General features: G+C 64.1%; 21 protein-coding genes. 11 read left to right on the top strand and 10 right to left on the bottom strand.

The genetic code is table 11. The features are described from left to right. Window positions 1–172 precede the first annotated feature (172 nt). Complete coding sequence (locus ASF16_RS21300; RefSeq protein ID WP_056171961.1) at window positions 173–580, top strand: heme-binding protein; 408 nt, start codon at window positions 173–175, stop codon at window positions 578–580. 329 nt (window positions 581–909) lie between these two features. Here ASF16_RS21300 and hemP read toward each other — a convergent pair whose 3' ends face one another. Next, on the bottom strand, window positions 910–1,131 hold the full coding sequence (gene hemP, locus ASF16_RS21295; protein WP_056171959.1) for a hemin uptake protein HemP: 222 nt from the start codon (window positions 1,129–1,131) through the stop codon (window positions 910–912). Window positions 1,132–1,276: 145 nt separating this feature from the next. Here hemP and ASF16_RS21290 point away from each other — a divergent pair, with 145 nt between their 5' ends. Continuing rightward, window positions 1,277–1,687, top strand: a complete 411-nt coding sequence (locus tag ASF16_RS21290; protein WP_235507470.1) for a GFA family protein — start codon at window positions 1,277–1,279, stop codon at window positions 1,685–1,687. Between the two features lie 673 nt (window positions 1,688–2,360). On the opposite strand, the gene ASF16_RS21285 is transcribed toward ASF16_RS21290, so the two are convergent. The 8 genes from ASF16_RS21285 to ASF16_RS21250 all read right to left on the bottom strand — a co-directional run bounded on the left by ASF16_RS21285 (window position 2,361) and on the right by ASF16_RS21250 (window position 9,620). Beyond that, on the bottom strand, window positions 2,361–2,771 hold the full coding sequence (locus ASF16_RS21285; RefSeq protein ID WP_056171957.1) for a biopolymer transporter ExbD: 411 nt from the start codon (window positions 2,769–2,771) through the stop codon (window positions 2,361–2,363). A gap of 3 nt (window positions 2,772–2,774) precedes the next feature. Continuing rightward, the gene (locus ASF16_RS21280) at window positions 2,775–3,494 is read right to left on the bottom strand and encodes a MotA/TolQ/ExbB proton channel family protein (protein WP_056171955.1); all 720 of its coding nucleotides are present in this window, start codon (window positions 3,492–3,494) and stop codon (window positions 2,775–2,777) included. A 65-nt stretch (window positions 3,495–3,559) separates the two neighbouring features. Continuing rightward, on the bottom strand, window positions 3,560–4,246 hold the full coding sequence (locus ASF16_RS21275) for an energy transducer TonB (RefSeq protein ID WP_056171953.1): 687 nt from the start codon (window positions 4,244–4,246) through the stop codon (window positions 3,560–3,562). A gap of 98 nt (window positions 4,247–4,344) precedes the next feature. Continuing rightward, entirely contained in the window at window positions 4,345–4,617 is a 273-nt protein-coding gene (locus ASF16_RS21270) for a bacterioferritin-associated ferredoxin (RefSeq protein WP_056171951.1), read from the bottom strand. A 111-nt stretch (window positions 4,618–4,728) separates the two neighbouring features. Next, a complete protein-coding gene (locus tag ASF16_RS21265) occupies window positions 4,729–5,856 on the bottom strand; it encodes an alpha-hydroxy acid oxidase (protein WP_056171949.1) in 1,128 nt (375 codons plus the stop codon). A 160-nt stretch (window positions 5,857–6,016) separates the two neighbouring features. Further along, entirely contained in the window at window positions 6,017–6,709 is a 693-nt protein-coding gene (locus ASF16_RS21260) for a Fe2+-dependent dioxygenase (RefSeq protein WP_056171948.1), read from the bottom strand. A 100-nt stretch (window positions 6,710–6,809) separates the two neighbouring features. Next, entirely contained in the window at window positions 6,810–8,933 is a 2,124-nt protein-coding gene (locus ASF16_RS21255; protein WP_369817187.1) for a TonB-dependent receptor, read from the bottom strand. 351 nt (window positions 8,934–9,284) lie between these two features. After that, a complete protein-coding gene (locus tag ASF16_RS21250; protein WP_056171946.1) occupies window positions 9,285–9,620 on the bottom strand; it encodes an SWIB/MDM2 domain-containing protein in 336 nt (111 codons plus the stop codon). Window positions 9,621–10,030: 410 nt separating this feature from the next. On the opposite strand from ASF16_RS21250, the gene rraA reads away from it, so the two are divergent. Continuing rightward, a complete protein-coding gene (gene rraA, locus ASF16_RS21245) occupies window positions 10,031–10,543 on the top strand; it encodes a ribonuclease E activity regulator RraA (protein ID WP_056171945.1) in 513 nt (170 codons plus the stop codon). Between the two features lie 45 nt (window positions 10,544–10,588). Here rraA and ASF16_RS21240 read toward each other — a convergent pair whose 3' ends face one another. After that, the gene (locus ASF16_RS21240; RefSeq protein WP_156372176.1) at window positions 10,589–11,536 is read right to left on the bottom strand and encodes a DMT family transporter; all 948 of its coding nucleotides are present in this window, start codon (window positions 11,534–11,536) and stop codon (window positions 10,589–10,591) included. Window positions 11,537–11,574: 38 nt separating this feature from the next. Between ASF16_RS21240 and ASF16_RS21235 the strand changes: the two genes are divergently transcribed. The 8 genes from ASF16_RS21235 to pheT all read left to right on the top strand — a co-directional run bounded on the left by ASF16_RS21235 (window position 11,575) and on the right by pheT (window position 21,114). Further along, window positions 11,575–11,979: a gamma-glutamylcyclotransferase gene (locus ASF16_RS21235; protein WP_056172251.1), complete on the top strand. Its 405-nt coding sequence runs from the start codon at window positions 11,575–11,577 to the stop codon at window positions 11,977–11,979. 353 nt (window positions 11,980–12,332) lie between these two features. After that, window positions 12,333–13,664: an isocitrate lyase gene (aceA, locus tag ASF16_RS21230; protein WP_056171944.1), complete on the top strand. Its 1,332-nt coding sequence runs from the start codon at window positions 12,333–12,335 to the stop codon at window positions 13,662–13,664. 352 nt (window positions 13,665–14,016) lie between these two features. Continuing rightward, window positions 14,017–15,954: a threonine--tRNA ligase gene (gene thrS / locus ASF16_RS21225; protein WP_056171943.1), complete on the top strand. Its 1,938-nt coding sequence runs from the start codon at window positions 14,017–14,019 to the stop codon at window positions 15,952–15,954. Between the two features lie 80 nt (window positions 15,955–16,034). Further along, complete coding sequence (gene infC, locus ASF16_RS21220) at window positions 16,035–16,643, top strand: translation initiation factor IF-3 (protein WP_082517082.1); 609 nt, start codon at window positions 16,035–16,037, stop codon at window positions 16,641–16,643. A gap of 206 nt (window positions 16,644–16,849) precedes the next feature. Beyond that, window positions 16,850–17,053, top strand: a complete 204-nt coding sequence (gene rpmI / locus ASF16_RS21215; protein WP_056171939.1) for a 50S ribosomal protein L35 — start codon at window positions 16,850–16,852, stop codon at window positions 17,051–17,053. Between the two features lie 25 nt (window positions 17,054–17,078). Further along, on the top strand, window positions 17,079–17,438 hold the full coding sequence (gene rplT / locus ASF16_RS21210) for a 50S ribosomal protein L20 (protein ID WP_056171937.1): 360 nt from the start codon (window positions 17,079–17,081) through the stop codon (window positions 17,436–17,438). A 101-nt stretch (window positions 17,439–17,539) separates the two neighbouring features. After that, entirely contained in the window at window positions 17,540–18,592 is a 1,053-nt protein-coding gene (gene pheS, locus ASF16_RS21205; protein ID WP_056171934.1) for a phenylalanine--tRNA ligase subunit alpha, read from the top strand. 74 nt (window positions 18,593–18,666) lie between these two features. Further along, window positions 18,667–21,114 (top strand): phenylalanine--tRNA ligase subunit beta, encoded by a 2,448-nt coding sequence (pheT, locus tag ASF16_RS21200; RefSeq protein WP_056171933.1) that lies wholly within the window; start codon window positions 18,667–18,669, stop codon window positions 21,112–21,114. The last annotated feature ends 15 nt before the right edge of the window (window positions 21,115–21,129 follow it).

The raw sequence follows: 21,129 nt of genomic DNA, 5'->3' as shown, positions 1-21,129 counted from the left end.
GCAATGACCGCACCCGCTTACCTACTTTTGGTAAGGGTACTTTCACCCTGCATAGGGGTGAGCAGCCCTGGCGATGCCGCTATGCTTGATGGTTCACTGCTTCGGCGGGCCCCTGCGGTTCGTCCGGGCGACCTTTCTTCGACTCTTTCTTTTCCTCCACCCGGACACATCCATGAAGACCAAGCACGAACTCGAACTCGCCGACGTCAAGGCCATTGCCGCCGCTGCCGAAGCCGAAGCCCTGAAGAACCATTGGGCCGTGACCATCGCCATCGTGGATGATGGCGGCCACCTGCTGTGGCTGCAGCGCCTGGACGGTGCCGCGGCCGTGTCCTCGCACATCGCCCCCTCCAAGGCCCGCACGGCCGCCCTGGGCCGCCGCGAGAGCAAGGTGTATGAAGACATCGTCAACGGTGGCCGCACCGCGTTCCTGAGCGCGCCCGGCATCGACGGCCTGCTCGAAGGCGGTGTGCCGATCCTCAAGGACGGCCAGTGCCTGGGCGCGGTGGGCGTGAGCGGCGTGAAGTCCACCGAAGACGCGCAGGTCGCGCGTGCCGGCATCGCTGCACTGGGTCTTTGAATTTGCTATCAAATAGATAGCTTCCAGCGCTTGCCCATCAAGCGCTGGCGGGTAAAATCTATTGAAATGCACCGGGTGACGCTGGCGTCGCCCACAAAAAAACCGGCTCAAGGCCGGTTTTTTTGTTGCGAGCGAAGAACCCTGGGGTACAAAAAAAGCCTGGCTACGCGGGGGTGAACCCGTTGGCTGGCAAAAACGACCCTTGCGAGCTTGTTGAAAGCCCGGGAGTCGCCCCACGATGAAACTGGGTACCGCTGGCGGCGCTATAGGTGCAAAGACCGGTCAGGCGCGGGCTGCGGCGGGTGTTGGTGATGGCTGTAACTGCCGCCTTATTTGGTCAGGATCAGCTTGCCGAGCTTGGTGGCCTGCAGGCGGTACACCGACCCGTTGTGGCTGATGGCGACGGCCTTCTGGCCCTGCAGCAGGGAGCTGCTGTCGACCGCAGCTGCGGTAAGTTCGGTGCGTTGGCTGGCTTGCCCGTCGGCGTGCGAGACCCCCTTGCTGGCAGAAGCGGGGCGCAGGATCGAAGCGGCGGTCAAAGTGGCTTGCATGGGTTTTTCCTGGTGCGTTTGATTGCGTTTTGCTAATGATAACGATTCGCAATTACAAGTCAAGCGACTGGAGTGTTTCTTTTTGTTCTTTTGCTCGCCGGGCAGAATCTGACCACAGCGGTCATTCAGATCAAGGATTCCGAACATGATGAAGATTGACGGTGCGTGCTACTGCGGTGCGATCGCCTACGAGGCCGAGGTGCAGCCGGGCACCATCACGGTCTGCCATTGCGATGATTGCCAGGGCCACTCGGGGTCTGCCTTCCGGGCGAACATGGCGGCTCCTGCGTCCAGTTTTCGGCTGACCCGGGGTACGCCCCGCACCTACATCAAGACCGCCGCCAGCGGCAACCAGCGCGCTCTGGCGTTCTGCGAGGTGTGCGGCAGCTCGCTCTATGCCTGCGCTGTGAGCGATCCCGCCACTTATTCACTGCGGATCGGCACGATCGAACAACGGCACGAGCTCGGCTCGCCGCAGCGGCAGATCTGGACATGTAGGCGACATGACTGGGTGGGGTTGCCGGAAGGCACGGCGTCGTTTGAGGGGCAGCCGTAACTGCGAGCGATCGCGGACTTCGACGGGTCGTTCCGGGCCCGGAGCGCATGTTCCCTGGCTGGGTGGTGTAGGCCTGACTACAGGCGAGCAGCAAACCGCGACGATTCCTAGCTCAACCCCATGTTTTCCGCCGCTAGCCGCAGTTCCGCCCAAAAAACCGGAGGCGAATGACAGAGTTCGCCAAGGGACTCTGCTTCATGAAGCGCCAAGCCGAGTTCGTTGTGACTTAGGAACTCATCCATCTGACGAAGAATTTCCACTGCTCCGCTGGGGAGTGGAGACGGAAGGTAGTTTTTGCTTGCAATCAGATGGCCGGAAGTGATTGCCCACGAAGACGGTAAATCCTGGGTCACCATTTTTATCGACCTCCATTCGCTATGCCTGCTTCTTGCCGGGGGCCGTCATCGTATCAATAGCCGAATCCAGCAAAAGAGACGACGGCATCCCGGAAAGCTCCTCCAAAGCAATGCTGAATAGGGTCATCTGTTTGGTTTTTCTGCGTGGCTGAGCAATGGATGCTTGGAGTCTGTAGCGGATGAGCCCCCATCGAAGAAAGCCAAAAGCAAAAGCGAAGCCCCAAAAACATACCCGGCGCGCCCTCTGCAAGCAAAGCGTGCAGCTGGCGGGCCGGGTGGCAGGGGAGGGTAAGAGAGGCTGACTCGCAGCCTCCGCATCAAGGCGCCGGATCCGTCACGAACCCGATCTTGCGCACACCCGCCCGCTGTGCCGCCGCCATGGCCTGGGCCACGCGTTCGTAGCGCACTTCCTTGTCGCCGCGGATGTGCAAGTCGGGCTGGGGCTGTTTGGCAGCTTCGGCCTGCAGGCGGGGGAAGAGTTCTTCTTCCGTGACCTGCGTTTCGTTCCAGAAGTACTTGCCGTCGGCCGACACCGACAGGCGCACGGTTTCGGGCTTGACGTCCTCGGGCTGGTTGGTGGCGCGGGGCAGGTCCACGTTGACCGAGTGCTTCATCACCGGCACGGTGATGATGAAGATGATGAGCAGCACCAGCATGACGTCCACCAGGGGCGTCATGTTGATTTCGTTCATCACGTCATCGGCATCGTCTTGGGTTCCGAAGGCCATGGCTTACGCGCCTTTCTTGAGGGGCAGGACCTTGGCCTGTTCGCCGCCGGCGTTCACGCGGGCACCGGTCACGAAGTAGGCGTGCAGGTCGTGGGCAAAGCTGTTGAGGCCGCCCAGGATGGACTTGTTGCCGCGCACCAGGGCGTTGTAGCCCAGCACGGCAGGGATGGCCACGGCCAGGCCCAGGGCCGTCATGATCAGTGCTTCGCCGATGGGGCCGGCCACCTTGTCGATCGTGGACTGGCCCGACGTGCCGATGGCCACCAGCGCGTGGTAGATGCCCCAGACGGTGCCGAACAGGCCAATGAACGGGGCGGTGGAGCCGACCGAGGCCAGGATGGCCAAGCCCGACTGCAGGCGTGCGGTGAACTCGTCGATGCAGTTGCGCAGGCAGCGCGTGACCCAGTCGCTCACGTCCAGGCTGTCGTGCAGGTGGGCCTTCGTGTTGCGGTGGTGGGCGGTGGCTTCGCGGCCTTCCAGGGCCAGGTGGCGGAAGGGGTTGGTGTTGTCGCTGCCCAGCTTGGTCAGGCCTGCGGCAAAGTCCTCGCTGTGCCAGAAGTCCTGCGCAGCGCGGGTGTGCTTCTTGAACTTGATGATGTCCAGGGCCTTGATGAAGATGACGATCCACGAGGCCAGCGACATGGCCAGCAGGATGATGGCGACCGCGCGGGTGACGAAGTCACCCTGGATCCATACGTTGGCGATGCCGAATTGCGATTCCATGAAAAACTCCCTGAAGCTGATCTAAAGCGTTGATTGACCGATTGACCGATTGACCGATTGACTGATTATTCGAGCACGAAGTTGACAGGGACCAGATTCCACATGGTCGTAGGCACGCCGTCGCGTTTGCCGGGCACGAAGCGCCAGCGCATGACGGCCTCCTGGGCCTGCTTGTCCAGCCGGTCGAAACCGCTGGACTTGTTGATTTCCACCTGCTGCGGCGTGCCGTCGGTGCCGATCAGCACGCGCAGCACGACCTTGCCCTGCTCGCCCATGCGCTTGCTGATGGCGGGGTAGCTGGGCTTGGGGTTGTTCAGGTAGGCCGCGTCGCTCGACGGCAGCTCGATCTTGGGCGGGGCCGGCGGCGCTGGCGGGGCGGGCGGCGCCGGGGGGGCTACCGGGGCTTCGATGGGCGGGGCGGGCGGCTGGGGCGTGGTGATGCCGACAGGCGCGTTGGGCGCCGGCGTGGGGTCCGGGATGGCCACGGGCATGGGCGCCGGGCGCGGTGCCACCTTGGGGGCGGGGCGCGGTGGTGGTGGCGGGGCCGGCGGCGGCGGGGTGACCTTCGGGGGAGCCGGCGGCGCGATGAATTCGCTCAGCAGCTCTGCCGGCACGATGACTTCGGCCGCGCGGCGCAGCAGACCCGATTGCAGGGCCCAGATGCCCGCAACGTGCAGTGCAATGACGGAGCCCACGATCACGGTGTTGCGGCTGACACCCCCGGGAGGAGCGAAACGATCAGGGTGAGACATAAAAATGATAGCTGCTAGCGCTTGTGTACCAAGCGCTAGAGCTCTAAAAGACCTTTGTTATTTGCGAAAGATCCACCAGGCCGAGCCTGCGACGAGGATCAGACTGCCAGCGAGCGTTGAGAGGAGTTCCATGACTTGCTTTCCAAAATGGAGCTGGCAAGCTGGATCGTTTGCGGCGCTGCATCGTTGTGCAGTGCGGCCACCGGGTTCGACGCACTGCACTGCGCGACCACATCGCGGGCGCAGCTTTCGCAGCATCCGCATTGGGTGGCGACGCCCAGCTCGAACTGGATCTCGTCAAAGCTCATTCCGGCACGTGCGTGGCGGGCGATCTCACGGTCCGATATCCGGCGGCAAACACAGACGATCATGGCGGCAGGCAGTGTGGCTGGCTGTTGAAGGTGTCGCTATTATAAATAAGAATCTATCGCATTTGCAATAAACCATTTCTGCCAAGAGGGAGAAACCGGCGCAAAGGCGCGTCAATCGGGGCTGTCTGCCGTCAGCAAGGCTGGCGTGGCGTCCGCCAGCGTGGCGCAACCGGTCAGGGCCATGGCGATCTCCAGCTCGTCGCGCAGCAGCCGAAGCACGTGGGCGACGCCGGTGGCCCCTGCGTTGGCCAGCCCCCAGACGGCCGGGCGCCCCACCAGCACGGCGGACGCCCCCAGCGCCATCGCCTTGAGCACGTCGGTGCCGCGCCGGATGCCGCCATCGACCAGCACCGGCACGGCGCCGCCCACGGCCTGCACCACGCGCGGCAGGGCGGTGGCCGTGGCCGGGGCGGTGTCCAGTGTGCGGCCGCCGTGGTTGGACACGATGACGCCCGCAACGCCGGCCGCCACGGCCTGGCGCGCATCGGACGGGTGCAGCACGCCTTTGAGCAGCACGGGCAGGCGGGTGATGGACTGCAGCCACGCCACGTCGTCCCAGGTGGGGGCGTGGTGCAGCAGTCCGTCGAACAGCGCGCTGTGGTCGGCGCCGAGGGCGGGGGCGGGCGGCGCCTGCATGCCCGCCAGGTTGACGGGCGCGATGCCCGGCGGCAGGCGAAAGCCCGCCCGGCGCTCCCGGTCGCGGGCGCCGCTCGTGGGCGCGTCCACCGTGAGCACCAGGGCTTCGTACCCCGCGGCCTCGGCGCGCTGGACCAGGGCGCGGGTGAAGCCGCGGTCCGGCTGCAGGTACAGCTGAAACCACAGCGGGCCGCGGCCGGGGTCGGGCAGCACCGCCTGGGCGATGGCCTCCAGCGGCATGCTGGCCTGGGTGCTCAGCACCACGCCGGCGCCCAGTGCCGCGGCCGCATAGGCCATCGCCACTTCGCCGTCGGCATGGGCCAGGCGCTGAAAGGCGACAGGTGCCAGCAGGATGGGGTGCGCCAGCGTGCGGCCCAGCAGCTCAACGCGGGTGTGCCCGCCGGCCAGCGGCCGCAGCACGCGGGGCCACAGAGGCAGTGCGTCCCACGCGCTGCGGTTGCTGCGCAGGCTGATCTCGTCGGCCGCGCCGCCGCTGAAGTAGGCCCAGGCGTTGTCGTCCAGGTGTTGCCGGGCCTGCTGCTCATGGTCGGCCAGGCTGGCGAGGCCGGGAGGGAGCTGTTGGCGTGCTGGGACGTGTGTCATGGCAATGAAAAAAGCACCTGCCGCGCATTCAGCAAGCGCGAGGTGCTATCAATAAATGAGCAAATTGGTTGGCATGGCCGCCGAGGGCTGGATGTGGGGCAAGACCTGGAGCCAGACCTGGGGCCAGGCCTGCGGCTGTAGCGGGTCTGCCAGGCGCCTGTCACACGTCGGCCCACATGCGCAGCAGGTTGTGGTACGTGCCCGACAGGGCGATGACCGACGGGTCGGTCTCGCCCACGCTCTGGCGCAGGCGCAGCAGGGCCATGTCCATGTCGAACAAGAGCTGGCGCTGCTCCAGCCCGCGCACCATGCTCTCGACCCAGAAGAAGCTGCTGATGCGGTGGCCGCGGGTGACCGGCGACACCTGGTGCACGGTGCTGCTGGGGTACAGGATCATGTCGCCGGCCGGCAGCTTGATGCGCTTGTCGCCCCAGGCTTCGGTGGCGACCAGTTCGCCGCCGTCGTATTCGTCCGGCGGCGTGAGGAACAGCGTGCACGACAGGTCGCTGCGCACCCAGGCGTTGTCTGCCTTGGAGTGCATGACGGCGCTGTCCACGTGGCGGCCATAGAAGTTGGCGCCGTCGCCGTAGCGGTTGAACAGCGGGTTGTAGATGCGCCGGGGCAGGGCGGCCGAGAAGAAAAGCGCATTGCGGGCCAGCGCGGCCTTGACGATGCCCTGCAGCTGGGCCGACAGCTCGCTGCCCTGGGCGAGCTGCTGGTTGTTTTTCTGGTGCACGGCCTGGCTGCCTGCGCTGCGGGCGCCGTCCACCCAGGGGGTGTCGGCCGCCCAGAGCGTTTGCCGGAACAGGGCCACCTCGTCGGCCGTCAGTACGTCTTTGATGTGCAGGAACATGGGGTCCGATTGTGACTCCGCCCCAATGAAGGGGCGGAGTCGTTTCGTCAGAACATCAACGCATCAACGTCGACATGTCGATGCATCAGCGCATCGAAGGTCAGAAGCGCGTCTTCAGCGACACCTGCACGGAACGTGCCGTGCCCGGCGTGTAGAAGCCGCGGTACAGGCCGTCCGCATAGGTGCGGTCGAACAGGTTGTTGACGTTGAGCTTGAGCGTCGTCTTGTCGTCGAACGCGTACTCGACCATGGCGTCCATCACCGCGAAGCCGCTGGCGTACACGGCACGCGAGCCTTCGGGGTTTTGCTTGCCGCGGTAGGTCACGCCCGCGCCCACGCGGATCTTGGAAGTGACGGCGTAGGTCGTCCACACGCTGCCGCTGTGCTTGGGCGTGAGGCCGGGGCGGTCGCCCTGCGCCTGGGCGCCACCGCCGTTGGCGGGCACCACCACATTGCTGTGGTCGATCTTGGCCGAGGGGATCCAGGTGTGGTTGGCGAACAGTTCCCACTGGGGGGTCAGGCGGCCGGCCAGGTTGAATTCCATGCCAGTGGCGTGGCGCTTGCCGGACAGCAGCTCTTGCTGGGCTGCGGTGTCGGGGTCGGTGTTGCGCTCGTTGTACTTCTGGCTGTAGAAGGCGGCCACACCCAGCAGGGCACGGCGCTCGAACAGCTCGAACTTGCTGCCGATCTCGAAGTTGCGGCTCTTTTCGGGGTCGGTGTTGGCCGTGCGCGCCGTGGTCGTGCCGGGGTTGCCGAACTGGTAGGTGTCGCCCGAGGTGTTGTACGAAGTGCCGTACGACACGTAGTACGAGGTCAGCTCGGTGGGCTGGAACAGCAGGCCCACGCGGGGGCTGACCAGGCTGTCGGAGCGGGAGTTGCTCAGCGCGCCGGTGGCGTTCTTGTACGAAGCCTTGAAGTTGTCGTAGCGCAGGCCGCCCACCAGCTTCAGGGTGTCGTTGATCGCGACGGTGTCCTGGAAGTACAGGCCCAGGTTGCGCGAGGTGAAGGTGTTCCACTGCACCGGGGCGCGGCCGTCGGCCACCCAGGCGCCGTCATTGGGCGAGCCCACGGTGGTGTTGGGGCGCGGCGTGGTGTTGGCGTAGTTCTGGTTGCGCTTGGCATCGTCGTCGTAGTAGTCGACGCCGGCCAGCACCGTGTGCTTGCGGCCGCCCCAGTTGAAGGTGTTGTTGTAGTCGCTCTGCACCTGCAGGACATCGCTCTCGCCCAGGCGGCCCTTGGAGCCACGGGTCAGCACGGTGTTGCCGTTGATCTGGCCCAGCGTGATGTTGCCGTTCTGAAAGCCGATGGTGCTGGCCAGCAGGTCGCGCTCGTACTGGCCGTAGCGCAGGCGGGTGGTCAGCTCGCCGTTGTCGTCGAAACGGTGGATGTGGCCCAGCGTGATGTACTGCGACGAGGTGTTGTTGTGGTCGCTGGCCAGGCCGTAGTAGTTGCGGGCTTCGAGCGGCGTGTTGATCTTGCCGTCGACCACGCGCCAGGGGTGGTTGTAGAGCGGGCGGCCCTTGGATTCGAGGTAGTACAGCCCGATCGAGAACTCGTCGCGCGTGCCGATGCCCCAGGCGAAGGTGGGCGCAATGCCGCGCTTGTCCTGCTTGGCGCCGTAGTTGTCGTACTCCTGCACCATGGCGTTCAGGCGGAAGGCCGCGTTCTCGCCGGTCTTCCAGTTGAAGTCGCCCGTGGCGCGGTGGAACTGGCCGGTGCCGAAGGTGTAGCTGGCTTCGTGCTGGTCGATCAGCAGCGGGTACTTGTTGACCTGGTTGACGATGCCGCCGGTCGAGCCCTTGCCGAACAGCATGGAGGCCGAGCCCTTGAGCACTTCGATGCGGTCGTTGTTGAACGTGTCGCGCTCGATCAGCGGAGCGTCCTTCATGCCGTCCACATAGATGTCACCGGCCAGGCCCAGCGAGAAGCCGCGCATGCGCACGTCCTCTTCGCCCGTTTCGCCCGACTGGAAGGTCACGCCCGCCGTGGTGCGCAGCACCTCGCGGAAGTCGTCCTGGTTGCGGTCGTTCATCAGCTTTTCGGTGAACACCGTCACGGACTGGGGGATGTCCTTGATGTCCTGGTTGCCCTTGCCGACGGTGGTCTTCTTGAGCAGCAGGGTGTCCTTGCCTTGCACTTCGGCCGCTTCCTGCACCGTCACGGTGGACATCGTGGCTTCCGGTGTGCCGGACTGGGCCATGGCGCCCATGGAGGCGGCCAGCATCAGGGCGCCCAGGGGCAGCAGCGCCAAATCGGAAGATGCGCCGGCGGGGGCGGAAACAGGGGATGCGGTTTGACGCAGCGCGGTGCTGCGGCGCTGAGCGCGTGATTTAGCCAAGATGGACTCCGTCGATGGGGGATGTGCAGGTCGGCGCCCGATGTGCGCCGCAAGCGAGTCGGATGCAATGACGCTTGTGAGAAAAACTTCACAAAGTCATGCTTCGTCGTGCATCTTTATGTTACATCGAATGAGGGTCATTCTCATTTGCATTGACGTCTGCACGCCACACTTTGGCGGGGTCCCAACGAAAAAAAGCCGGCAGGGCCGGCTTTTTCTCAGGGCGCGGAGCGCTTCTTACTTGACGTGCTTGCCGATCAGGCCAGCCAGTTCGAACATCGACACCTGGGGCTTGCCGAACAGCTCCTTGAGCTTGGCGTCGGCGTTGATGTTGCGCTTGTTGGTGGCGTCCTGCAGGTTGTTGGCCTTGATGTAGACCCACAGCTTGCTGATGATCTCCGTGCGTGGCAGCGGTGCCGAGCCGACCACGGCAGCCAGCGCGGGGCTGGGCGTGAGGGCCTTCATGAAGGCTGCGTTGGGCGTGCGCTTCTTGGCGGGGGCGGCGGTCTTGGTGGCGGGAGCCTTCTTGGCCGCAGGGGCTGTTTTTGCCGGAGCTTTTTTTGCAGTTGCCATGTTGGGTTTTCCTAGTTGGACGTCAATCTTCACCAGCGAAAGCAAGGCTGTCCCACTGGCAGGCCGATGCTACTGGGAAAAAAACGCGTTTCCAAGGGAGAAACCGCTTTTTTTGCCTCGATTTGTAGCTGTGGTGCCCTCTGGCGGCTTCAAAGTCGGTGCTTTGGCCCGCCTTTTCTGGTCCCGCAGGGTGTGCAGCGCGCATTTTGGGCGGCCCGCGGCTGACATTTCGGGTGGCGTCGGGTGCGCTTGGAAGCGCATTCTTTGGCCACCCGCGAGCCCCCTCCAGCGTTGGCTGCGCAACAATGGCCACCCGTGCGCAGGCCAGGCCGCCGCGCTGCCGGCGGCAGGCTTCCAGCCAGCGCCCAACCCCGTCTCAACCCCTTCAACGACATGAAAGGTCTCTGCCCATGACGACAGCTTCTGCCGCCGCCTTCAGCACCTGCGATTTCTGCGACGTCCACAAAGCCGACACCAGCGGCGCCTTTCGGGTGCTCCCGCCTGCGTTCCAGGCCTTCGGCGGCGTGGCGCATTTCAGCGGGCCGGTGAGCACCGTCAAATGCCACGAGGACAACACCCAGGTCAAGGCCGCTGTCGAATCGCCGGGCGAAGGGCGGGTGCTGGTGGTCGACGGCGGCGGCTCGCTGCGCCGCGCGCTGGTGGGCGGCAACCTGGCGGCGGCTGCGGCGCGCAACGGCTGGGCCGGGCTGGTGGTGGACGGCTGCGTGCGCGATGTCGCCGAGCTGAACGCAGCGGCCGTGGGCATCCGCGCGCTGGCGCTCATCCCGCTGCCCACCGAGCGGCGCGGGGAGGGCCAGCGTGACGTGCCGGTGCAGGTGCAGGGCGTGTGGGTGCGCCCGGGCGACTGGCTGTATGCCGATGCCGACGGCATCGTCGTCAGCGCCACGGCCCTGCACGCCTGACCCCCTTACCGGCTGGCCGACCGACCCGCCGACCCCCTGGCCGCGTCAGCCGCGGCGGCCCAGCCGCAAGGCCGCCCGCGAGGGCAGGGTGGCCAGCAGCACGCTGGCCAGCGCAATCACGAAAGCGAACAGCTGCAGACCCGTGAGCGATTCGCCCAGCGCCAGCACGCCCACCAGGGCGGCGCTCAACGGCAGCAGCACCGAGAACACGCCGCCTTGCGCTGCGGGCACGGCCTTGAGCCCGGTCATCCACAGCCACACCGTCCACATGCACGCAGCCAGCGCATAGAACACCAGCAGCGCCCAGGTGGTCCAGCCGACGGCCCCGAAGTCAAAGCCCAGCGCCACGTACAGGCCTGCCGGTGTGGTCAGCACAAAGCCCCACAGGTTGATGAGCGAGGTGATGCGCTTGGGCCCCAGGCTGCCCGTGAGCTTCTTGCCGATGACGGTGTATGCCGCCTCGCACAGCACAGCGCCCACCAACAGCAACTGGCCCAGCCACACCAGGTTGTGGCTGTTTTTGCCGTCTACCGCTTGCCCAGCGTGCGCTGTCAGCTCTGGTTTTGATAGCGCGAACAGCGCAATGCCGAACACCGCACACACCACCGCCGCCCAGGTGCGCGGCGCCACGCGCTCTTTCAAAAACGCCCAGCCCATCACGGCCACAGCGGCCGGAATGGCCGCCAGCGTCACGCCGGCAGAGATCGCATCGGTCAGCGTCACCCCATACAGCATGCAGATCGTGAACATCACGTTGCCCAGAAACGATTCCAGGAACAACAGGCGCTTGGTTTGTGGGGCGAGCGGGGGCTCGTTGGCCGGCTTGCGCAGCCAATGCACCATGGCGACGCCGCCGATGCCGAACCGCATCCAGGCCAGCAGAAACACCGGCAGCACCGCAGCCAGCGGTTTGGACAGCGCCACGTAGCTGCCCACCAGCGCCATGCTCAGGGCCAGGCACAGGTAGGCGAAGGGGCGGCTGGGAGTGGTCACTAAACTGCGGGCTGTTCAACAAAAAATGAGTGCGCATCATGCCCGACGAAACCAGCCCCCTTCCGCCGTCCCGCTGGGTTTTTGTGTACGGCACCCTGCGCCAGGGCTGCAGCAACGACATCACGCGCCTGGAGCCGCCGCCCTTGTTCGTGGGGCGGGGGCGCATTGCCGGCATCCTGTACCACCTGGGCGCCTACCCGGGCGTCACGCTCGGTGGGGCCGAATGGGTGTACGGCGAGGTCTACGCCATCGAGCCCGCGCTCGAAGACGTGCTGGACGAGATCGAGTCGCTGGGTGAGAACCCCACGGACGAGTACATCAAGCGCGAGATCGACGTCGAAGTGAATGGTGAGCCGTTGCCCTGCCTGGTGTACGAGATCAACCCCCGCTACGTGCTGTCGGCCGCGCGCGTTCCGGAAGGGGATTGGGTGAAGTTCTTGTGACCGTCTGGGCGCGCAAAGGAGAGGAGTACGGAGGGGGTGAGCGCAGGGTGATGCGACGGCTGGCACACGGCATCGCTACGATCAGTCGATCCAGGCCATGTAATTTTGCGATACGGAATTTTGATTCCACATGGCAAAACGCGATAGATGTTGCATTGCCGCAATTTTTCTCGATATGAGAAATCAATTTCTGTATTGAGAAATTGCGTGTTTAAGCTGTTGTTTTGCAAGGAAAAAATTTATCTCTTGTATAAGACATAAGAGCTTGCTCAAGTCTTATAGAAGACTTAAAGTTGTCTCCAAGGGCGGCACCAGCAGCCCGGCGTTTTCAACCAACCTTCGGAGTGATCCCCATGCCCCAATCCCTCAACGAACAACTGAGCCGCGAACAGCAAATTGCCGCCCTGGAAAAAGACTGGGCCCAGAACCCCCGCTGGAAGGGTGTGAAGCGCGGCTACTCCGCTGCCGACGTGGTGCGTCTGCGCGGCTCGCTGCCCATCGAGCACACGCTGGCCAAGCGCGGCGCTGAAAAGCTGTGGGACAAGATCAACGGCGGCGCCAAGAAGGGCTACGTGAACGCGTTCGGCGCTATCTCCGCCGGCCAGGCCATGCAGCAGGCCAAGGCAGGCCTGGAAGCCGTGTACCTGTCGGGCTGGCAAGTGGCCGCTGACGGCAACACGTCCGAGACCATGTATCCCGACCAGTCGCTGTACGCCTACGACTCGGTGCCCACCATGGTCCGCCGCATCAACAACACCTTCAAGCGCGCTGACGAAATCCAGTGGGGCCGCGGCATCAACCCCGGCGACAAGGAATTCATCGACTACTTCCTGCCCATCGTGGCCGACGCGGAAGCCGGTTTCGGCGGCGTGCTGAACGCCTTCGAACTCATGAAGAACATGATCCAGTCGGGCGCTGCAGGCGTTCACTTCGAAGACCAGCTGGCCGCCGTCAAGAAGTGCGGCCACATGGGTGGCAAGGTGCTGGTGCCCACGCAGGAAGCCTGCGAAAAGCTGATCTCCGCACGTTTTGCCGCTGACGTGATGGGCGTGTCCACCATCGTGCTGGCCCGCACCGACGCAGAAGCCGCCAACCTGATCACGTCCGACCACGACGCCAACGACAAGCCCTTCCTGACCGGCGAGCGCACGCAAGAAGGCTTCTACCGCGTGAAGAACGGCCTGGAGCAAGCCATCAGCCGCGGCGTGGCCTACGCCCCCTACGCCGACTTGGTGTGGTGCGAAACCGGCGTGCCAGACATCGGCTTCGCCCGTGAATTTGCCCAGGCCGTGCACGCCGCCTGCCCCGGCAAGCTGCTGTCGTACAACTGCTCGCCATCGTTCAACTGGAAGAAGAACCTCAACGACAGCCAGATCGCGTCGTTCCAGGAAGACCTGTCGGCACTGGGCTACAAGTACCAGTTCATCACGCTGGCCGGCATCCACATCAACTGGTTCAACACCTTCCAGTTCGCCCACGCTTACGCCAACGGCGAAGGCATGAAGCACTACGTGAACATGGTGCAAGAGCCAGAATTTGCCGCACGCGACAAGGGCTACACCTTCGTGTCGCACCAGCAGGAAGTGGGCGCAGGCTACTTCGACGACGTGACCACGGTGATCCAGGGCGGCTCGTCCAGCGTGAAGGCCCTGACGGGTTCGACCGAAGAAGAGCAGTTCCACTGATCAGCGGGCGGATGGAGAGGTTTTGCGCCGCCTCGGTGTGGCGCAAAACCCATCAAAACCCGACAGTCTGTAAAGCCCGAAGCACCCGCTTCGGGCTTTTTTGCTTGGGTCGGGGTTAAAATGTGGGCAAATTCACTGCACAAGAGCGAGAAAGGCAATCTGGTTATGACACCGCGAACTACATCGGAGATGTCGACCGGCCGTTAAGGCTGGCTGTTCGCGCCTGCACGAGATTGCACACCCCTCCAAAAGCGCGGACCTGTTCCGCGCTTTTTTGTTTTTGGGCCTGGCGCGTGCCCGCACCCACCCTCATACCTTTTCGTACTGATTCCAAAGAAAGAGCAGTCGTCCCATGATTCACATCACCCTTCCCGATGGTTCGCAGCGCGAGTTTCCCGGCCCGGTCACGGTCGCTGAAGTGGCCGCCTCGATCGGCACCGGCCTGGCCAAGGCGGCCCTGGCCGGCAAGATCCCCGCCGAAGGTGGTGAAGGCTTCAAGGTCGTGGACACCAGCTACCAGATCACGGCCGACAGCCCGCTGTCCATCGTGACGGCCAAGGATGCCGATGGCCTGGACGTAATCCGCCACTCCACCGCCCACTTGCTGGCCTACGCCGTCAAGGATCTGTTCCCGGAAGCCCAGGTCACCATCGGCCCGGTGATCGAGAACGGCTTCTTCTACGACTTTGCGTACAAGCGCCCCTTCACGCCTGAAGACCTGGTCGCCATCGAAAAGCGCATGACCGAGCTGGCCGCCAAGGACGAGCCCGTGTCGCGCCGCGTGCTGCCGCGCGATGAGGCGGTGGCGTATTTCAAGGGTCTGGGCGAGAACTACAAGGCCGAGATCATCGCCAGCATCCCCAGCAACGAGGATGTGAGCCTGTACCGCGAAGGCGCGTTCGAAGACCTGTGCCGCGGCCCCCACGTGCCCAGCACCGGCAAGCTCAAATTCTTCAAGCTGATGAAGGTGGCCGGTGCCTACTGGCGCGGCGACCACCGCAACGAGATGCTGCAGCGCATCTACGGCACGGCCTGGGCGACGAAGGACGAGTTGCAGCAGTATCTCACCATGCTGGAAGAGGCCGAAAAGCGCGACCACCGCAAGCTGGGCCGCGAGCTCGACCTGTTCCACATGGACGAGCACTCGCCCGGCACCGTGTTCTGGCACCCCAAGGGCTGGGCCCTGTGGCAGGAGGTGGAGCAGTACATGCGCCGCGTGTACCGCAACAACGGCTACCAGGAGGTCAAGGGCCCGCAGATCCTGGACAAGCAGCTGTGGGAGAAGACCGGCCACTGGGACAAGTACCACGAGAACATGTTCACCACCGAGTCGGAAAAGCGCGAGTACGCGCTCAAGCCGATGAACTGCCCCGGCCACATCCTGATCTACAAGCAGGGCATCAAGAGCTACCGCGACCTGCCGCTGCGGTACGGCGAATTCGGTGCCTGCCACCGCAACGAGCCCACCGGCGGCCTGCACGGCATCATGCGCGTGCGCGGCTTCACGCAGGACGACGGCCACATCTTCTGTACCGAAGAGCAGGTGCTGGAAGAGTGCGCCAACTACACGGCGCTGGTGCAGAAGGTCTACAAGGACTTCGGCTTCACCAACATCATCTACAAGGTGGCCACGCGGCCGGCCGCGCGCATCGGCACCGACGAATCGTGGGACCGCGCCGAGAAGGCGCTGATGGACGGCCTGCGCCACTCGGGCTGCGAGTTCGAGATCGCCGAGGGCGAGGGCGCCTTCTACGGCCCCAAGATCGAGTACACGCTGAAAGACGCGCTGGGCCGCCAGTGGCAATGCGGCACGATGCAGATCGACCCGAACCTGCCCGAGCGCCTGGACGCCGAATACGTGGCCGAGGACGGCACTCGCAAGCGCCCGCTGATGCTGCACCGCGCCACCGTGGGCAGCATGGAGCGTTTCATCGGCATGCTGATCGAGCACTACGCTGGCGCCTTCCCCGTGTGGCTGGCTCCGGTGCAGGTGGCGGTGCTCAATATCACCGACGCACAGGCCGATTACTGTCGCGAAATTGCCGCAAAGCTTGAAAAAGCACTGCCGAATCAAGACCTTAGGGTGGCGGTAGATCTGCGCAACGAGAAGATTACGTATAAAATACGGGAGCATTCGTTGCAAAAGCTGCCGTACATCCTCGTCGCGGGCGACAAGGAAAAGGCTGCAGGAGCCGTCGCAGTGCGCGCCCGGGGTAATCGTGACCTCGGCGTGATGTCCATTGAAGCGTTCGCTGAGTTGATCGCCCAAGACATCGCCACCAAAGCCTGAGTTTGATTCAAATCGTGCTTTGTCGCGCGCCAGCTGTGCGGTTGTAGCTACATTTTTTGTAGTATTTTGATTGAAGGAAGATAGCCATCGCTACTGAATTTCGTGATCGTCGCCACCGTGAAGAGCGCAAGCACCGCCTGAACCGTGAAATCATGGCCCCGGAAGTCCGTCTGTCCGGGCCAGAGAATGAGCCTTTGGGCGTGGTCAGCCTCATGGAAGCCCTGCGTATGGCGGGCGAGCTGGATGTGGATCTGGTGGAAATCGCTGCCACAGCGAATCCGCCGGTGTGCCGCCTGATGGACTACGGCAAGTTCAAGTACCAGGAACAAAAGCGCGCTGCTGAAGCCAAGGCCAAGCAGACGGTCATCGAGATCAAGGAAGTCAAATTCCGTCCGGGTACGGACGATGGCGACTACAACATCAAGATGCGCAACATCCGCCGCTTTCTGGCGGAGGGTGACAAGTGCAAGATCACGCTGCGTTTTCGCGGCCGCGAAATCACGCACCAGGAGCTGGGTCTGGCACTGCTCAACCGCATTCGCGATGAGCTGGCCGACTCCATCATCATCGAGCAGTTTCCCAAGCTGGAAGGCCGCCAGATGATCATGATGATTGCGCCTGGCAAGAAGAAGATCGCTGCCGCCAAGCCAGCTGCCACTGAAAGCGCGCCTTCGGGCAGCGCTGCCTGAGGCGGGCGGCACTGCCGCACAGAGAGACATAGAGATAGAGACAGAATTTGCCGGGTCCGCTCCGCAAGGGGCAGGCCTGGCGATAGGCAGTGTTCACGCGCTGCCGCACAGCCGGTGCAAGCCGGCTGAAAAAGTGGCTCGGGGCCAACAAGTTTGCAGATCGGTTTGCAAACGCCTCACGAGCACAACGAAAAAGGAGCATTCACATGCCCAAAATGAAGACCAAGAGCAGCGCGAAAAAACGTTTCCGCGTTCGTCCCGGTGGCACCGTCAAGCGCGGTCAAGCCTTCAAGCGTCACATCTTGACCAAGAAGACCACCAAGAACAAGCGCCAATTGCGTGGTTCAGTTGCTGTGCATGAGACCAATATGGGTCACATCGCGCAAATGCTGCCCGGCATGGGCGTTTAATTAACGACGAACAAGGAGTACATACATGCCTCGCGTCAAACGTGGTGTAACGGCCCGTGCCCGTCACAAGAAAGTTCTCGCCCTTGCTAAGGGTTTCCGTGGTCGCCGCGGTAATGTCTACCGTATCGCCAAACAGGCGGTAATGAAGGCTGGGCAATATGCCTACCGTGACCGCCGCAACAAGAAGCGCGTGTTCCGCCAACTGTGGATCGCCCGTATCAACGCCGCTTCGCGCGAACTGGGCCTGACTTACAGCCAGTTCACCAACGGCCTGAAGAAGGCATCCATCGAGATCGACCGCAAGATGCTGGCCGACCTCGCAGTGCACGACAAGGCTGCCTTTGGCAGCATCGTAAGCCAAGTCAAGGCCAAACTGGCTGCTTGAGTTCACGATGGGCGGCTATCTTTTTGATAGCTGCCTGCGCAATAACAGCAAGGGCTAGGGCTTGAAAGAGCGCTAGCCCTTGTTCATTTTCAAGAGTCGATATGAACGAGTTGGATTCCCTGGTCGAAAGCGCGACGCAACTGTTTGCCCAAAGCGCCACCCCTGCTGATCTGGAAAACGCCAAGGCGCAGTTTCTGGGCAAGTCGGGCCGCGTGACCGAGCTCATGAAGGGCATGGCGCAGCTGTCCGTCGAGGAAAAGAAATCCCGCGGCGCCGCCATCAACGTTGCCAAGCAGGCCATCGAAGCCGCTCTCACGGCACGGCGCCAGGCGCTGGCCGATGCCGAGCTGCAGGTGCAGCTCAAGGCCGAAGCGCTGGACGTGAGCCTGCCGGGCCGCCAGCGCGGACAGGGCGGGCTGCACCCGGTGTCGCTCACGCTCGAGCGCATCGAGGGCATCTTCGGCTCCATGGGGTTCGACGTGGCCCAGGGCCCCGAGATCGAGACCGACTGGTTCAACTTCACCGCACTGAACACGCCGGAAGACCATCCTGCGCGTTCGATGCACGACACTTTCTACGTGGAGGGCGGCACTGACACCGCCCCCAACCTGCTGCGCACCCACACCAGCCCGATGCAGATCCGCCACGCGGTGCAGCATGTGAAGAAGAACCGTGCGCTGCTGGACGCTGGCCAGCCCATGCCAGAGATCCGCGTCATCGCGCCGGGCCGCACCTACCGGGTGGACAGCGACGCCACGCACTCGCCCATGTTCCACCAGTGCGAAGGCCTGTGGATCGGCGAAAACGTGAGCTTCAAGGATTTGAAGGTCATCTTCACGGCGTTCTGCCGCACGTTCTTCGAAAGCGACGACCTGGTCTTGCGCTTTCGCCCGAGCTTCTTCCCCTTCACCGAGCCCAGCGCCGAGATCGACATCCAGTTCCAGACCGGCCCGCTGGCCGGCCGCTGGCTGGAAGTGGCCGGCTCCGGCCAGGTGCACCCGAACGTGGTGCGCAACATGGGCCTGGACCCAGAAAAATACATCGGCTTTGCCTTCGGCATGGGCCCCGACCGCCTGACCATGCTGCGCTACGGCGTGAACGACCTGCGCTTGTTCTTTGACGGCGACATCCGCTTCCTGTCGCAGTTCCAGTAAAGCCTGTCGATTGAGCGACGCACGCGCGCACGCCTGGCGGCAGCGCGCCGATCCTTTAGAACAAGAGTCCGACTATGCAATTTCCTGAATCCTGGTTGCGCGAGTTCTGCAACCCACCCCTTTCGACGGCCGAGCTGGCCGAGACGCTGACCATGGCCGGCCTCGAGGTGGAAGAGCTGCGCCCCGTGGCGCCGCCCTTCACCAAGATTGTGGTGGGCGAAATCAAAGAAGCCGTGCAACACCCTGATGCCGACCGCCTGCGCGTGTGCCAGGTGGATGTGGGGCAGGGCGCCTTGCTCAACATCGTGTGCGGCGCGCCCAACGCCCGCGTGGGCATCAAGGTGCCGTGTGCCATGGTGGGCGCAGAGCTGCCGCCCGGCGACGACGGCAAGCCGTTCCTCATCAAGGTCGGCAAGCTGCGCGGCGTGGAGAGCCAGGGCATGCTGTGCTCGGCCCGCGAGCTCAAGCTGTCTGAAGACCATGGCGGTCTGCTCGAGCTCGACGACTCTGCACCCGTGGGCCAGGACATCCGCACCCACCTGAACCTGGACGACACGCTGTTCACGCTCAAGCTCACGCCCAACCTGGCGCACTGCCTCAGCGTGTACGGCATTGCGCGCGAAGTGTCGGCCCTCACCGGCGTGCCGTTGCAGCAGCCTTCGTTCCCCGCGGTGGCGGCAAAGCTGTCCGACAAGCTCGCCGTCAAGGTGAGCGCGCCCGACCTGTGCGGCCGCTTCTCCGGCCGCATCGTGCGCAACGTGAACACGCGCGCCGCCACGCCCCAGTGGATGCTGGACCGCCTGGCGCGCTGCGGTCAGCGCGGCGTGTCGCCGCTGGTCGACATCTCCAACTACGTGATGTTCGAACTGGGCCGGCCGTCGCACATTTTTGATCTGGACAAGATTCACGGCGACCTGGACGTGCGCTGGGGCAAGCCGGGCGAGCAGCTCAAGCTGCTCAACGGCAACACCATCACCGTGGACGACAAGGTCGGCGTGATCGCTGACGAGCAGCAGGTCGAGTCGCTCGCCGGCATCATGGGCGGCGACGCCACCGCCGTGTCCGACGACACGAAGCACATCTATATCGAAGCCGCCTTCTGGTGGCCCAAGGCCGTGGCCGGGCGCTCGCGCCGCTTCAACTTCTCCACCGATGCCGGCCACCGCTTCGAACGCGGCGTGGACCCGAGCCTCACGGTCGAGCACATCGAGCGCATCACCCAGCTGGTCATCGATATCTGCGGCACGCCGGAGACCGCCTGCGGCCCCATGGACGACCAGTCCGTAAACCTGCCGGTGCCCCAGCCCGTCACGCTGCGCGTGGCGCGTGCCTCCAAGGTCATCGGAATGCCCCTGACCCAGGCGCAGTGCGCCGATGTGCTGGCCCGCCTGGGCCTGCCGGTGGTGCAGGGCGAAGGCACGCTCACTGTCACGCCGCCCGCGTACCGCTTCGACATCACCATCGAAGAAGACCTGATCGAAGAAGTGGCGCGCATGGTGGGCTACAACAACCTGCCCACCACGCCGCCCCTGGCGCCCATCACGCCCAAGCTGCCGGCCGAGGCCACGCGCAGCCCGTTTGCCGTGCGCCGCTCGCTGGCCGGGCTGGGTTACCAGGAGACCATCAACTTCAGCTTTGTCGAAGAGCGCTGGGAGCACGAGCTGGCCGCGAACGCGCAGCCCATCAAGCTGCTCAACCCCATCGCCAGCCAGATGAGCGTGATGCGCTCGACGCTGCTCGGTTCGCTGCTGCAAGTGCTGAAATTCAACCTGGACCGCAAGGCCCAGCGCGTGCGCGTGTTCGAGCTGGGCCGCGTGTTCCTGCGCGACGCCACGGTGCGCAACACCGACACCACCGTCGAAGGCTTCGACCAACCCATGCGCGTGTCCGGCCTGGCCTACGGCCCGAACGATGCGCTGCAGTGGGGGCGCAAGGAGCAGGCTATCGACTTCTTCGATGTGAAGGGCGACGTGGAGGCCTTGCTGGCCCCGCTGCAGGCCAGCTTCGAGCCCGCCACGCACCCGGCCATGCACCCCGGCCGCTGCGCGCGCGTGCTGGTGGACGGCCGTGCCATCGGCTTTGTGGGCGAGCTGCACCCGCAGTGGCGCCAGTCCTGGGACCTGCCGCTGGCCCCGGTGCTGTTCGAGCTCGAACTCGGCGCCGTGCTGCAGCGCGTGGTGCCTCAGTTCAAGGCCGTGGCCAAGCACCAGGCGGTCGAGCGTGACAAGGCCGTGGTGGTCGCCGAAAGGGTAACGCACGACGAAATCATTTCGGCGGTTCAGCAGGCTCTGCCAGGTGGCATGTTGCGCTCGGCGGTGCTGTATGACGTGTACCGTCCCAAGCCGCTGCGCGAAGGCGAGGAATCACCCGCTGGTGGCCTTGCTCAGGGCGAGAAGAGCGTTACCGTGCGCCTGACGTTGGCTCGTGACGAAGCCACGCTGACCGAGGCCGAAATCGAGGCCGCGATGCAGGCCGTGGTGGCCCAACTGGTGCAGCGCACCGGTGCGCGCCTGCGTGTTTGATGACAACGAAATTGC

It is taken from the genome of Acidovorax sp. Leaf78, from assembly GCF_001422735.1.
GTDB lineage: Bacteria > Pseudomonadota > Gammaproteobacteria > Burkholderiales > Burkholderiaceae_C > Acidovorax.
This window is presented reverse-complemented; position numbering and strand designations above follow the sequence as displayed.

Coding starts and splice junctions, on each gene's coding strand:
- pheS (WP_056171934.1), top strand. CDS start 17,540: ATGAACGAGTTGGATTCCCTGGTCGAAAGCGCGACGCAACTGTTTGCC.
- rraA (WP_056171945.1), top strand. CDS start 10,031: ATGACGACAGCTTCTGCCGCCGCCTTCAGCACCTGCGATTTCTGCGAC.
- ASF16_RS21250 (WP_056171946.1), bottom strand. CDS start 9,620: ATGGCAACTGCAAAAAAAGCTCCGGCAAAAACAGCCCCTGCGGCCAAG.
- hemP (WP_056171959.1), bottom strand. CDS start 1,131: ATGCAAGCCACTTTGACCGCCGCTTCGATCCTGCGCCCCGCTTCTGCC.
- ASF16_RS21280 (WP_056171955.1), bottom strand. CDS start 3,494: ATGGAATCGCAATTCGGCATCGCCAACGTATGGATCCAGGGTGACTTC.
- ASF16_RS21275 (WP_056171953.1), bottom strand. CDS start 4,246: ATGTCTCACCCTGATCGTTTCGCTCCTCCCGGGGGTGTCAGCCGCAAC.
- thrS (WP_056171943.1), top strand. CDS start 14,017: ATGATTCACATCACCCTTCCCGATGGTTCGCAGCGCGAGTTTCCCGGC.
- rpmI (WP_056171939.1), top strand. CDS start 16,850: ATGCCCAAAATGAAGACCAAGAGCAGCGCGAAAAAACGTTTCCGCGTT.
- ASF16_RS21270 (WP_056171951.1), bottom strand. CDS start 4,617: ATGATCGTCTGTGTTTGCCGCCGGATATCGGACCGTGAGATCGCCCGC.
- aceA (WP_056171944.1), top strand. CDS start 12,333: ATGCCCCAATCCCTCAACGAACAACTGAGCCGCGAACAGCAAATTGCC.
- rplT (WP_056171937.1), top strand. CDS start 17,079: ATGCCTCGCGTCAAACGTGGTGTAACGGCCCGTGCCCGTCACAAGAAA.
- ASF16_RS21300 (WP_056171961.1), top strand. CDS start 173: ATGAAGACCAAGCACGAACTCGAACTCGCCGACGTCAAGGCCATTGCC.
- ASF16_RS21290 (WP_235507470.1), top strand. CDS start 1,277: ATGATGAAGATTGACGGTGCGTGCTACTGCGGTGCGATCGCCTACGAG.
- ASF16_RS21265 (WP_056171949.1), bottom strand. CDS start 5,856: ATGACACACGTCCCAGCACGCCAACAGCTCCCTCCCGGCCTCGCCAGC.
- ASF16_RS21255 (WP_369817187.1), bottom strand. CDS start 8,933: ATGCTGGCCGCCTCCATGGGCGCCATGGCCCAGTCCGGCACACCGGAA.
- ASF16_RS21260 (WP_056171948.1), bottom strand. CDS start 6,709: ATGTTCCTGCACATCAAAGACGTACTGACGGCCGACGAGGTGGCCCTG.
- pheT (WP_056171933.1), top strand. CDS start 18,667: ATGCAATTTCCTGAATCCTGGTTGCGCGAGTTCTGCAACCCACCCCTT.
- ASF16_RS21235 (WP_056172251.1), top strand. CDS start 11,575: ATGCCCGACGAAACCAGCCCCCTTCCGCCGTCCCGCTGGGTTTTTGTG.
- ASF16_RS21285 (WP_056171957.1), bottom strand. CDS start 2,771: ATGGCCTTCGGAACCCAAGACGATGCCGATGACGTGATGAACGAAATC.